Source organism: Streptomyces sp. NBC_00178 (assembly GCF_036206005.1).
In the GTDB taxonomy this organism is placed as follows: Bacteria; Actinomycetota; Actinomycetes; order Streptomycetales; family Streptomycetaceae; genus Streptomyces.
The window spans coordinates 5,732,209-5,744,633 of the sequence record NZ_CP108143.1 but is presented as its reverse complement, the minus strand read 5'-3'; the positions used below and the strand labels follow the sequence as shown (position 1 = coordinate 5,744,633).

Below are 12,425 nucleotides of genomic sequence, written 5' to 3'. Positions count from 1 at the left end.
GGACGGCCCCGGAGGCGCGGTTACGCCCAGTTCAGGACTCCTGACGTGCGAGACCCCTGCGGCGCGGGCAGCCCGCCGGCTCAGCGCTCCCCCGCGCCGTGCTCCGGTCCTGGAGCCCGGTCCGGAGCACGCTCCGTGAGCTGCCGGTCCAGGTCGTCGCGCAGCAGTTCGGCGTGCTCGATCTGGCCGGTGCGGTAGGCGGACCGTGCGACCAGGTGGGCCGCGACCGGCCCGGTCATCAGCTGGAAGAAGCCGATGAGGGCCAGCGTCGCCAGGTCCATGCCGCTGCGCAGCCGCAGCGCCACTCCGGCCAGGACGAGGAGCAGCCCGAGGGTCTGCGGCTTGGTCGCGGCGTGACTGCGCGAGAGCACGTCGGGGAGCTTCAGCATCCCGACGACACCGAGCAGGCAGATCGCCGCGCCGACGAACACGAGGGCGGCCCCCGCGGTGTCGCTGACCTGTACCCAGGCGCTCATCGGGAGTCCTCCTCGTCGGCGTGCCGGCCGGGCGTCGGCCGGGAGGGCGGCCGGTCGCGCACGGCGATGAAGCGGGCGATGCCCACCGATCCGGTGAAGCCGAGGAAGGCGAGCACCAGCATGACCGGGAAGTAGAACGGGTCCCTGGCCAGCGCCGACTTGGCGCCGAGGCCGGCGATGATCAGGGCTGCGATCACGTCGAGCGCGATGGCCCGGTCCAGCATCGAGGGGCCGCGCCAGACCCGGTAGAACATCAGCGCTCCCGCCACGACCAGCACCACCACGGCGGCGGTCAGCAGGACCCGGTCGACGGTGTCGGGCGCGCTCATGTCCCCTCCTCCATGTCGTCCTCCACGCCGTCGGACGACTCGTGGCCCGGCGGCGGTCCGGCCACCCTCGAGATCTCGTCCCGCGTGCCGAACGCCCGTACCGTCAGGCGTTCCAGCCGCCAGACCGAGCGCCGCGCGGCGGCCAGTTCCTCCGGCCGGTCCGCGTCGAGGACGTGCAGGAAGAGCGTGGCGGTGGCCCGCCGCACCTCGATGACGGCGCCGCCCGGCACGTTGGACACCGTGACGGCGGTCGCGGCGAGCATCAGGTCGCTGCGGCAGCGCAGCGGCACCGCGATCACGGCGGGCCGGTGCGGGCGCCCGGAGAAGATCTGCCGGGTGACCTTCACGCCGGAGGTGTACATGTCGTAGAGCAGGTATCCGGCGAGCACCAGGATGCCCCAGGGGTGCAGCCGCAGTCCGAGATCGACCTGCGGCAGCGGGAAGGCCAGGCAGACGGCGACCGCCACGACGGCTCCGATGATGACGTTGGCCCAGGTCAGCGTCGACCACAGGAGCACCCAGATGAGGGTGAGCCACGCGATCAGCGGGAGGTCCAGCACCCGACGCCTGCGCCCGGCGAACTCGACGCTGAAGGGGGGCAGTTCGGGGTTGCCCCGGGACAGGGTGATCAGTCGTCTCACGGGCCGAGCACCTCCTGCGTGTAGGGCGTGCGCGCGAGGAGTTCGGCAGCCGCACGGTCGGTGAACGTGGTCAGCGGGCCGGCCAGCACGGTGAACGCGAGGCCGAGTGCGACGGCGCCGGCGGTGGCGGCCGTCATGGCACGCGGCGGCTTCGTCGTCGTGGTCACCGCGCGCCCGTGGAGGCTCGCCGTGATGGTCTGCCCGGCCGGCAGGGGGAGGCCCGCGACCCCCTCGTCCCCGGTGCCCGGCATCCGGTCGGGCCCCGCGTCGGTGTCGTCGTCCCCGGTGTCGTCGGCGTCCTCGAGCACCGTGCCGTAGGCGGCCTGGTCGGGGGGCTCGGCGCGCCAGAAGGCCAGGTTCCAGACCTTGGCCATCACGTACAGCGTGAGCAGGCTCGTCACGCTCGCCCCGGCCACGAGGACCCAGGCCCATGCGCCGCCGTCGGCCACACCGGCCTGCATCAGGCCGAGTTTGCCGATGAAACCGGACAGCGGCGGGATGCCGGCGAGGTTCATCGCGGGGACGAAGAAGAGGACCGCGAGCAGGGGCGCCGCCTTGGCGAGTCCGCCGATGCGGGTCAGTTCGTTGGTACCGCCGCGGCGTTCGATGAGCCCGGCGACGAGGAAGAGCGTGGTCTGCACGGTGATGTGGTGCACGACGTAGAAGATCGCCCCGCTGTACCCCGCCCGGGTGGCGAGGCCGATACCGAAGACCATGTACCCGATGTGGCTGATGAGGGTGAAGGACAGCAGCCGCTTCAGGTCCGTCTGCGCGACCGCTCCCAGGATGCCCACGATCATCGAGACGAGCGCGACGGCCAGCAGCAGGTCGCCGAGCCGGTTGCCCGGGAAGAGCAGGGTCTCCGTGCGCAGCATGCAGTAGACCCCCACCTTGGTCAGCAGGCCCGCGAAGACGGCGGTGACGGGCGCGGGAGCCGTGGGATAGGAGTCGGGGAGCCAGGCCGCGACCGGGAACACCGCGGCCTTGACGCCGAAGACGGTCAGCAGCATCGCCTGGATCAGGGTCTGCACGCCGAGCGGGAGTTCGGGCAGGCGGGTGGCCAGCTGGGCGAAGTTGGCGGTGCCGCAGGCGGCGTAGGTCATGGCGATGGCCGTCAGGAACAGCATCGACGAGAACAGCGAGATGATGACGTAGGTGGATCCCGCCCGGATGCGCGGACCGGTGCCGCCGAGCGTCAGCAGGACGAAGCTGGCGACAAGCATGATCTCGAACGCGACGTAGAGGTTGACGAGGTCACCGGCGAGGAACGTGCAGGACACCCCGGCCACCAGGATCAGGTAGGCGGGGTGGAAGACGGCCACCGGGGTCTCCTTGTCGCGGTCCGACATGCCCTGGCCGAGCGAGTAGACCAGGACGGCGAGGGTGACGGCCGACGACACCGTGAGCATGAGCCCGGACAGCCGGTCGGCGACCAGGGTGATGCCGAGCGGCGGTCCGAAGTCGCCGAGGTCGACGTGGAGGGGGCCCTGGCGGTTCGCCGCGATCATCAGCACGACCGAGAGGGCGAGTACGGCCGTGAGCACCGCGACGCTGATGAACCGCTGGAACCGGGCGAGCCGGGTACCGAACGCGAGGCTGAGCCCCGTGGCGCAGAGCGGCAGCAGCACCGGCAGCGGGACGAGTGCGTTCATCCGGCGGCTCCTCGGTCGGGGTCGGATGGATGGGGACCGTCGGGACCCGGGCCTTCGGGGCCGGGGCCTTCGGGGCCGGGGCCTTCGGGACCCGGGCCTTCGGGACCCGGGCCGGAGGCACCGGGGCCTTCGGAGCCCGGGTCGGCCCCCGTGTCGTGGGCGGTGCCGCCCGGGTCGGTGTCGGCGGGCCGCGCCGGCCGGGCCACCGCGTCGTGGTAGTCCTCCGGGTCGGCCCCCACGACGTCGTGCCACAGATCACCCGTGGCGTCGCGGCCCCTGGCCTGCAGGGCGCGGTCGGCCCGGAGCCTGGCCCGGAGCCGGCCGCGCTCCTCGCGGTAGCGCGCGCGGTCCTCCGGTGTGCGGTCGGACCCCGACCGGTACTCGTCGCGCAGCTCGGCCCACTCGCCGCGTACCTCGGCGCGCAGCACGATCCGCCGGTCCTCCAGGTCGTCGTGGACCTCGTCGGTGCCCGTCAGCTGGTGGCTGCGGTACGCCATGGCCAGCAGGAACGCGGTGGTCGCGAGGGTGATGACGATGGCGGTCAGGGCGATGGCCTGCGGCAGCGGGTCGGTGACCCGGCGCAGCGCGACCCCGTACAACAGCGGTGCCTCGCCCGCCGATCCGGTCGCGGAGAGCACCAGCAGGTTGATGCCGTTGCCCGCGATCACCGCGCCGAGCAGGATGCGGGTCAGCGGGCGGGTGAGCATGAGGACGCCGCCGACCGCGCACAGGACGACGGCGGTGAGGAGCAGCGAGACGCTGACGGTCATCGGCCCGTGCCCCCCGTCCCGGTGTCCGGCGCGAGCGCGCCCGCGGCCCGCTCGATCTGGCGGTCGACCTTGGCACCCAGGGCGCGCACGATGTCCAGGACCACGCCGAGGACCAGGAGGTAGACACCGCAGTCGAAGACGACCTGCGTGCCGATGTGGTAGTCGCCGAGGACCGGCAGGTGGCCGTGATACACGAAGGCGTGGAACACCGTGCCGTCGACGAGACCGCACAGGGCGACCCCGGTCGAGAGGAACAGGCCGAGTCCGGTGAACAGTCCCGGCTGGAGCGGCGCCGCCTCCGCGAGTTCGAAGCGGCCCCCGGCCAGGTAGCGGGTGATCAGGGCGAGCCCCGCGACGAGCCCGCCGACGAATCCGCCGCCCGGCATGTTCTCGGCGCAGAACAGCAGGTACAGCGAGAGCACCAGGATCGGATGGAAGAGCAGCCGGGCCACCACCTCGAAGACGACGGAGCGGTGTTCGGGCGCGAGCGTGTCCCCGGCGGCCAGCCAGCCGCGTTCGGGGGCCGTGTCGTCCCCCTGGGGAAGGCCGGCGAGCGGGGTGGTGTGGAGCGACCAGGCTGTGTCCCCGCGCAGTTCCTCCCGGCTCATGGAGGTCTCACCGCGCCGGTGCAGATAGATCAGGCTGGTCACGCCGATGGCGGCGGCGGCCAGCACTGCGGACTCCCCCATCGTGTCCCAGGCCCGCAGGTCGACCAGGATCGTGGCCACGACGTCCTTGAGGCCGTGGTGGGCGGTCTCCTCGACCATCGCCGCGCCCGCCGGGGGCGCGACGCGGGCGGAGGCCACCACCCACAGGGAGACACCCAGCGTCGCCGCGGCCCCCAGGGCCACGGGGACGCGCACCGCCCGTCGCCAGGGGCTGACGGACTCCTGGAAGTGCACGGGCATCCGGCGCAGGACGAGCACGAACACGATCATCGACACGGTCTCGACGCAGAACTGGGTAAGTGCCAGGTCGGGCGCCCCCTGCACGACGAAGAGCAGCGCCGCCCCGTAACCGGTGAGCCCGGCCAGCACCACGGCTTTCATACGGCGGCTGACGGTGAGACAGCACAGGGCGGCCGCACAGGTCAGCGCGGCCATGGCGGCCTGGAGCGGACTGTCCCAGGCCCGGGGCGCGACCGCGTCGTCCCAGGGCCGGTCGGTGAAGAGGACCGCCAGCTGCCCGGCCAGCATCACGAGCAGGGTGGTGGCGAGGTAGACGGAGAGCGAGCCGCGCTGGACGAACCCGGTGACCTGGAGGGCGAGGCGTTCGAGGCCGAGCAGGAGGTGGCCGAAGACGCTGTCGGCGGTGGGCCAGGCGACGCGCCGGGAGATCCGGTTGACGGTGGTGCGTCCCGCGAAGAGGACGGCGCCCGCCGCCCAGGCCACCGCCGACAGGAGCAGGACGGTCCCGAAGCCGTGCCAGAGCGCCAGGTGGTAGGGGTGGGCGGGGGCCGGGAAGGCGTCGGCGTACGCGCTGAGCAGCGGGTCGGTCCAGCCGGCGCCGGGGCCGAGCACCAGGCAGGCGACGGCGAGCAGGGCGGGCGGGGCGAGGAAGGCGGCTCCGGCCCGGTGTACGGGTGTGTCGGCGACGCCGGGCTTGCGGGCGAAGGCGCCCCAGACGAAGCGCAGTGTGTAGGCGACGGTCAGCGCGGAGCCGGCGACGGTGACCGCCAGCATCCAGCGGTCGAGGGTGTCGCCGCGCAGCAGGGCGTCGAAGGCGGCCTCCTTGGCGGCGAATCCGAGGAACGGCGGGAGGGCGGCCATGGACGCGGCGGCGAGGACGGCCGTCGCGCACACCAGCGGCATCGAGCGCCCGAGGCCGGAGAGCCTGCGCAGGTCCCGGGTGCCGGCGGCGTGGTCGACGATGCCGGTGACGAGGAACAGCGCGGCCTTGAAGAGGGCGTGGGCCAGGATCATGGCGCCGGCCGCGAGCGCGGCGTCGCGGTTGCCCGCCCCGGCGAGCAGGACGAGGAAGCCGAGCTGGCTGACCGTGCCGTAGGCGAGCACGATCTTCAGGTCGTGCAGGCGCAGCGCCCGCCATCCGCCGAGCAGCATGGTCGCCCCGCCCAGCACGAGGACCACGGGCCGCCAGAGCGGGACGTCGGCGAAGCCGGGGGCGAGACGTGCCACGAGGTAGATGCCGGCCTTCACCATGGCCGCGGCGTGCAGGTAGGCGCTGACCGGGGTGGGCGCGGCCATGGCGTTCGGCAGCCAGAGGCTGAACGGCCAGACGGCGGACTTCGAGAGGGCGCCGCACAGCACGAGGGCGATCGCGACGGACACGGCGAGGGTGGTGTCGGGCGGGTCGGCGACGATCGCGGAGACGCGGTAGGTGCCGGCCTCCTGGCCGATGATCAGGAAGCCGACCAGCATGGCCAGTCCGCCGAGTGTGGTGACGGTGAGCGCCTGGAGGGCGGACCTGCGGTTCTGCTTGCGTTCGCTGCCGTGGCCGATCAGCAGGTAGGAGAAGACCGTGGTCAGTTCCCAGAACACGTAGAGGGTGATCAGGTCGTCGGCGAGCACGAGGGCGAGCATCGCTCCGGTGAACGCGAGCAGGTTCCCGGCGAAGGAGGCGAGCCGGGGTGAGTCGTCGGTGAAGTAGGCCGCGCAGTAGAGCAGGACGAGTGTGCCGATGCCGGCGGCCAGCAGCACCATCAGTTCGGCGAGGGCGTCGAGGCGCAGCGCCAGGGAGACGTCGTAGGCCGGGATCCACTCCCAGCTCCAGGTCACCGCTCCCCCGCCGGCGGCGTCACTCCATTCGGTCGCCGCCCACACGGTGGTGGCGGCGGGCGGCAGTGCGAGCACGAGGAAGGCGCGTCTGCCCGTCCGGCGCACGAGCGGGCTCGCGAGGGCGGCGAGCGCGAAGTGGCAGACGATGAGCGCGATCACGGGTGAGGAACCGGAGCTTCAAGGGGCACACGCTGAACAAAGGACACCGAATACAGATATATCCCCCGGCTCCGTTCACCCGTCCGGCGCGCCGCGCGGGGTGCGGACCGCCGTTATGCGGCGGCGCGGCCGTGGTCCGCGCACGTCCCGCTGTGGTCGCAGAACGGTGTGCGCCCCGTCCTGCCGCAGCCGCACAGCATCACGCGGGTCTCCCGGAGGGGCCCGCCGGGTGTCGCGACCTCCAGGTCGCCGCGCACGTGGATCACCCCGTCGGCGTGCAGCGCGACCCGGGTGGGAGCGTCGGGTACCTCGTCGGGCATGCCGTCGGTGCGGTGATAGCGCAGCGCCCCGCTCGGGCAGCGCCGGACGACGTCCGCGACCTCGTCGGCCGGTGCCGCCCCTGGCATGATCCAGGGCCTGCGGGCGACGTCGAAGACGGACGGGAGGCCCTGGACGCATTCGGCCGCGTGCAGGCACCGGTGCGCGTCGTAGCTCACGACGATGCCGTCGCCGTCGTACGACCTGGCGGCGGGGGGCGGGGGCTGTTCGCCGGTCACACCGGACCTCCGGGGGTGGCGGGTATCCGTACGCCTCCAGGCTCGCCCCGGAGGCGTGGCGCCGCTACCCGGACGGCCCGCGGCAACCGCCGGACGTCCTCCGCCCCGGGCGCGCGCCCGGCCGGCTCGCCGCCGCCGGACCCGCCTCACCCGGTCAGTCCAGCACGGCGATGCCGTCCAGCTCGACCATGGCCTGCTCGTCCCACAGCCTGGCCACCCCGATGACCGCCATGGCCGGGTAGTCGCGCCCCGCCAGCTTCCGCCAGATCCGGCCGAGTTCGGGGGCGTGGGCGCGGTAGTCGCCGACGTCGGTGGCGTACACGGTGACGCGGGCCAGGGCTGCCGGGGAGCCGCCGGCGGCACGCAGGGCGGTGAGGAGGTTGCCCAGTGCCGTCTCGAACTGCGCGGGCAGGGTGGTGCCGACGACCTTCCCGTCGCCGTCCAGGGCGGTCTGGCCCGCCAGGAAGACGAGCCGCCCTCCGGTGGCGGTGACGGCGTGCGAGAAGCCGGTGGGCGGGGAGAGTTCGGCCGGGTTGATCCGGCTGAGGGGATTCATGCGGGCGCCTCCTGGGTCGCGTACAGCTCCTTGGCGATGATGGTGCGCTGTACCTCGGTGGCGCCTTCGTAGATCCGGGGCGCGCGGACCTCGCGGTAGAGGTGTTCGAGCAGGTGGCCCCGTCGCAGCGCCTTCGCCCCGTGCAGCTGGACCGCCGTGTCGACGACGTACTGCGCGGTCTCGGTGGCGAACAGCTTGGCCATGGCCGCGCGCATGGGGACGCCGGACTCCCCGGCGTCGTGCGCGGCTGCTGCCGCGTACACCAGGAGCCGGGCCGCCTCGGTGCGCGTGGCCATCTCGGCCACCTGGTGCGAGACGGCTTGCAGGTCCTTGAGCGGTGCGCCGAAGGCCTCGCGGTCCGCCGTGTGTTCCAGGGTGGCGTCGAGGGCGGCGCGGGCCATGCCGACGGCGAACGCCCCGACGCTCGGCCTGAAGAGGTTCAGGGTGTCCATGGCGACCCGGAATCCGCGGCCGGGTTCTCCGAGCACGTCGTCGTCGCCCACGGGTACGCCGTCGAAGTCCAGCGAACCGATCGGGTGCGGGGAGAGCATGTCGAGGGCCTGGCCGGTGAGTCCGGGGCGATCGGCGGGGACGAGGAAAGCGGTGACCCCGCGGGCTCCGGCGGCCTCACCGGTCCGGGCGAAGACGGTGTAGAAGTCGGCCTCGGGGGCGTTGGAGATCCAGCACTTCTCCCCGGTGAGCCGCCATCCCTCCCCGCCGGGTGCGGGCCGGGCCTCCAGGGCGAGTGCCGCCGCGTCCGAGCCGGCGCCCGGCTCGCTCAGCGCGAACGCGGCCACGGCGCGGCCGGCGCTCACCTCGGGGAGCCAGCGCGCCCGCTGGGCGGGGGTGCCCGCCCGCCGGACCGGGCCGGAGCCGAGCCCCTGGAGGGCCAGGGCGGTCTCGGCCTCGGTGCAGCCGCGGGCGAGGGACTCGCGCATGAGGCAGAGGTCGAGGGCGCCGGAGCCGAGGAGCCGGTCCAGGAGCCCGAGGCCGCCGAGTGCCGCGACGAGCGGACGGTTCACATGACCCGGCTCGCCCTTTTCGGCGAGGGGTCTCAGCTGTTCCCGGGCAAGGGTGTACAGCTCGTCGCACCAGGCGGCTCGACCGGGATCGAGGGAGAATGCCGTCATATTTCGGCGCCTCTCTTGTCACGACTTATCGCGGACCGTTGACTACCGTCACCCAAACGATACGCTCCAAGGGCGACAAGGGGGCGATGCTTCATGAAGCCGTCAGGTACCGCGAGCGCGCACACCGACACCTTCGCGCGCGACCATCTCCCACCCGCCGGGCAATGGCCCGAGCTGGTCTTCGACCTTCCCGGGCTGGACTATCCGGACCGCCTGAACTGCGGTCACGAGCTGCTCGACCGCACCGTGCGGCGCCTCGGCCCCGACCGCCCGGCCTTCCGGACCGCGGACGGCGCCTCGTGGAGTTACGGAGAGCTGCTGGACCGGGTGGACCGGATCGCCCAGGTGCTGACCCACGACCTGGGTGTCGTCCCCGGCAACCGCGTACTGCTGCGCGGCCCCACCACCCCTTGGCTGGCGGCCTGCTGGCTCGCCGTGATGAAGGCCGGAGCGGTCGCCGTCACGGTGCTGGCCCAGCAGCGGGCGTCGGAGCTCGCCACGATCTGTTCGATCGCCCGCGTCGGGCACGCGCTGTGCGACGTCAGGTCGGTGGAGGACCTGGCGGGCGCCGGGGTGCCCGGTCTGCGCGTCACGACGTACGGCGGCGGCTCCGCCGACGACCTCGCCCGGCTCATGGACGCCCGGCCGGGTCCCTACCGGGCGGTGGACACCGCCGCCGACGACGTCGCCCTCATCGCCTTCACCTCCGGCACCACCGGGCGGCCCAAGGGCTGCATGCACGTGCACCGCGACGTGCTGGCCGTCGCCGACACCTTCGCCCGCCACGTCCTGCGGCCCGGCCCCGACGACGTGTTCACCGGCAGCCCGCCGCTCGGCTTCACCTTCGGGCTCGGCGGACTGGTGATCTTCCCGCTGCGGGCCGGCGCGTCGGCGCTGCTGCTCGAACAGGCGGGCCCCAAACAGCTGCTGCCCGCGCTCGCCGCCCACCGGGTGTCCATCCTCTTCACGGCCCCGACCGCGTACCGCGTGATGCTGGACGCGCTCGACGGCCACGACCTGTCCGCGCTGCGGCGCTGCGTCTCGGCCGGGGAGAACCTCCCCGCCGCGACCTGGAGCGCCTGGTACGAGCGCACGGGACTGCGCATCATCAACGGCATCGGTGCCACCGAGCTGCTGCACATCTTCATCTCGGCGGCCGACGGGGCGATCCGGCCGGGCACCACGGGCGTCCCCGTGCCCGGCTGGCAGGCGCGCGTGGTCGGCGAGGACGGCGAGGAACTGCCCGACGGCGAACCCGGACTGCTCGCCGTGCGCGGTCCGGTCGGCTGCCGGTACCTCGCGGACGAACGCCAGCGGGTGTACGTCCGCCACGGCTGGAACATCACCGGCGACACCTACGTCCGCGAACCGGACGGCTACTTCAGGTACGTCGCCAGGGCGGACGACATGATCATCTCGGCCGGGTACAACATCGCGGGCCCGGAGGTCGAGGAGGCTCTCCTGCGCCACCCCGACGTGGCCGAGGCCGCGGTCGTGGGCCGTGCGGACGAGTTGCGCGGCCAGATCGTCGCGGCGTACGTCGTGCTGCGCGACGGGGCCCTGCTGGACGCCGACGCCCTGCGCGCGCACATGAAGGCCGAACTGGCCCCGCACAAGTGCCCCCGCGCCATCGAGTTCCTGCCCGCCCTGCCGAGGACCCCCACCGGAAAGCTGCAGCGGTTCCGGCTGCGCGGCGACGCCGTTCTAGAGTGAGCGGGTGGCCGAGCACACCCCCCGTTCCCTGATCGTCACCCTGTACGGCGCCTACGGCCGACTGCCGGGTGACGCCCCGCTGCCGGTGTCCGAGCTGATCCGGCTCCTGCACGCCGTCGGCGTCGACGCCCCGGCGGTGCGCTCCTCCGTCTCGCGGCTCAAGCGCCGCGGACTGCTGGTCCCCGCCCGCACGGCGGAAGGCGCGGCGGGCTACGCCCTGTCGGCGGACGCGCGGCAGCTGCTGGACGACGGCGACCGGCGGATCTACCGGCGCCCCGTCCCGGTCACCGGGGACGGCTGGGTGCTCGCCGTCTTCTCCGTGCCGGAGGCCGAGCGCCACAAGAGGCACCTGTTGCGCTCCCGCCTCGGCCACCTCGGCTTCGGCACGGCGGCACCCGGGGTGTGGATCGCCCCCGCCGGACTGTACGAGGAGACCCGGCACACCCTGGAGCGCCTCGAACTCGCCCCGTACGTGGAGCTGTTCCGCGGTGAGCACCTCGGATTCGCCGCGACGGCCGAGGCGGTGGCGCGCTGGTGGGACCTGGAGGCGATCGCCCGTCTGCACCTGGACTTCCTGGAGCAGCAGGAGCCGGTGCTGCGCGCGTGGGAGGCGGGGGACGGCCCGGCGCCCGGCGCCGAGGACGCCTACCGGGACTATCTCCGCGCGCTGGACTCGTGGCGCCGGCTGCCGTACGCCGATCCGGGGCTGCCCGCCGAACTGCTGCCCAAGGACTGGCCGGGCGGCCGTTCGGCGGAGGTGTTCGGCGAACTGCACGCGCGGCTGAGGGACGCCGGGGCGGAGTTCGTGCGGCGGGCGACCTGACCGTACGGCGAAAAAGCGGGTGCCCCCGGGTGGCTCGGCGCGACACGATGGGGCATGACCTGGACCTTCACCGACGACGTCGGCGTCTTCCTGGAAGCCGCCGGAGCGTCGCTGGCCGCCCGGCCCGCCGCCAACACCCTCGTGCTCACCATCACTTCCACCCTCCGTGACCAGGGGCCGCAGGCCTACGGCCCGGGGACGCCGTCGCTCGGCTGGTGGCGCGGACGGGACGGCCGCGTGGACGGGACCCTGGTGCGGACCCCGCCGTTCCTCCCCGTCCTCGGCACCGCGGCCCCCGAGGCGGTCGCGGAACTCCCCGGTGCGCTGCCGCTCCCCGGCATCAACGCCGACCGGGACGCGGCCCGGCTGCTGGCCGCGCGCTGGCCCCGGCATCGCGTGGACAAGGAGCACCGGTTGTTCCGGCTGGGCACGCCGGTCCAGCCCTCCCCCGCTCCGGCGGGCGCGCCGAGGACGGCCACGACCGCCGACCGTGCGCTGCTGGCCGGGTGGGTCCGGGCCTTCGCCGAGGCGACCGGGCAGCCGGGCGGCCATGCGGCGCGCATCGTGGACGCGGGCGTCGCGCGCGGCGCGATGACGCTCTGGGAGGCCGGAGGGGTCCCGGTGTCACTGGCGGGTGTCTCGCCTCGCGTGGCGGGCACGGTGCGGGTGTCGAACGTCTACACGCCGCCCGAGCACCGGGGGCGCGGCTACGCGGCGGCCGTCACGGCGGAGGTCGGCCGCGCGGCACGGGAGGCGGGCGTCCACGAGGTGCTGCTCTTCACGGATCTCGCGAATCCGACGAGCAACGGCGTGTACCGGCGCATCGGTTACGAGGCGGTCTCCGACCGTCTGCTGATCACGGCGGACCCGGAATGACGCCCCGG

General features: G+C 73.6%; 12 protein-coding genes. 3 read left to right on the top strand and 9 right to left on the bottom strand.

All coding sequences use genetic code 11. The annotated features are described in order from the left end of the window. Nucleotides 1-80 precede the first annotated feature (80 nt). The 9 genes from mnhG to OHT61_RS25070 form a co-directional block, all read right to left on the bottom strand. The gene (gene mnhG / locus OHT61_RS25110) at nucleotides 81-476 is read right to left on the bottom strand and encodes a monovalent cation/H(+) antiporter subunit G (protein ID WP_329041339.1); all 396 of its coding nucleotides are present in this window, start codon (nucleotides 474-476) and stop codon (nucleotides 81-83) included. Continuing rightward, nucleotides 473-805, bottom strand: coding sequence for a monovalent cation/H+ antiporter complex subunit F (locus OHT61_RS25105; protein WP_329041338.1), 333 nt, complete (start codon nucleotides 803-805; stop codon nucleotides 473-475). Before OHT61_RS25105 ends, mnhG begins: the two co-directional genes overlap by 4 nt. Beyond that, nucleotides 802-1,446: a Na+/H+ antiporter subunit E gene (locus OHT61_RS25100; RefSeq protein ID WP_329041337.1), complete on the bottom strand. Its 645-nt coding sequence runs from the start codon at nucleotides 1,444-1,446 to the stop codon at nucleotides 802-804. Before OHT61_RS25100 ends, OHT61_RS25105 begins: the two co-directional genes overlap by 4 nt. After that, nucleotides 1,443-3,098: a Na+/H+ antiporter subunit D gene (locus OHT61_RS25095; protein WP_329041336.1), complete on the bottom strand. Its 1,656-nt coding sequence runs from the start codon at nucleotides 3,096-3,098 to the stop codon at nucleotides 1,443-1,445. Before OHT61_RS25095 ends, OHT61_RS25100 begins: the two co-directional genes overlap by 4 nt. Continuing rightward, nucleotides 3,095-3,868: a Na(+)/H(+) antiporter subunit C gene (locus OHT61_RS25090; RefSeq protein WP_329041335.1), complete on the bottom strand. Its 774-nt coding sequence runs from the start codon at nucleotides 3,866-3,868 to the stop codon at nucleotides 3,095-3,097. The genes OHT61_RS25095 and OHT61_RS25090 overlap by 4 nt, the downstream gene beginning before the upstream one ends. Then, nucleotides 3,865-6,762 carry a Na+/H+ antiporter subunit A gene (locus tag OHT61_RS25085; protein WP_329041334.1) on the bottom strand — a complete coding sequence of 966 codons (2,898 nt, stop codon included), beginning with the start codon at nucleotides 6,760-6,762 and terminating at the stop codon, nucleotides 3,865-3,867. Before OHT61_RS25085 ends, OHT61_RS25090 begins: the two co-directional genes overlap by 4 nt. Before the next feature lie 113 nt (nucleotides 6,763-6,875). Beyond that, nucleotides 6,876-7,319, bottom strand: a complete 444-nt coding sequence (locus tag OHT61_RS25080; RefSeq protein WP_329041333.1) for a (4Fe-4S)-binding protein — start codon at nucleotides 7,317-7,319, stop codon at nucleotides 6,876-6,878. A gap of 154 nt (nucleotides 7,320-7,473) precedes the next feature. Further along, complete coding sequence (locus tag OHT61_RS25075; protein ID WP_329041332.1) at nucleotides 7,474-7,875, bottom strand: RidA family protein; 402 nt, start codon at nucleotides 7,873-7,875, stop codon at nucleotides 7,474-7,476. Next, complete coding sequence (locus OHT61_RS25070) at nucleotides 7,872-9,005, bottom strand: acyl-CoA dehydrogenase family protein (RefSeq protein WP_329041331.1); 1,134 nt, start codon at nucleotides 9,003-9,005, stop codon at nucleotides 7,872-7,874. Before OHT61_RS25070 ends, OHT61_RS25075 begins: the two co-directional genes overlap by 4 nt. Nucleotides 9,006-9,098: 93 nt before the next feature. On the opposite strand from OHT61_RS25070, the gene OHT61_RS25065 reads away from it, so the two are divergent. Genes OHT61_RS25065 through OHT61_RS25055 form a run of 3 tightly spaced genes read left to right on the top strand, consistent with a single transcriptional unit; the run spans nucleotide 9,099 to nucleotide 12,417 of the window. Then, complete coding sequence (locus OHT61_RS25065; protein ID WP_329041330.1) at nucleotides 9,099-10,718, top strand: AMP-binding protein; 1,620 nt, start codon at nucleotides 9,099-9,101, stop codon at nucleotides 10,716-10,718. 4 nt (nucleotides 10,719-10,722) lie between these two features. Beyond that, complete coding sequence (locus tag OHT61_RS25060) at nucleotides 10,723-11,541, top strand: PaaX family transcriptional regulator (protein WP_329041329.1); 819 nt, start codon at nucleotides 10,723-10,725, stop codon at nucleotides 11,539-11,541. Nucleotides 11,542-11,595: 54 nt separating this feature from the next. Further along, on the top strand, nucleotides 11,596-12,417 hold the full coding sequence (locus tag OHT61_RS25055) for a GNAT family N-acetyltransferase (RefSeq protein ID WP_329041328.1): 822 nt from the start codon (nucleotides 11,596-11,598) through the stop codon (nucleotides 12,415-12,417). The last annotated feature ends 8 nt before the right edge of the window (nucleotides 12,418-12,425 follow it).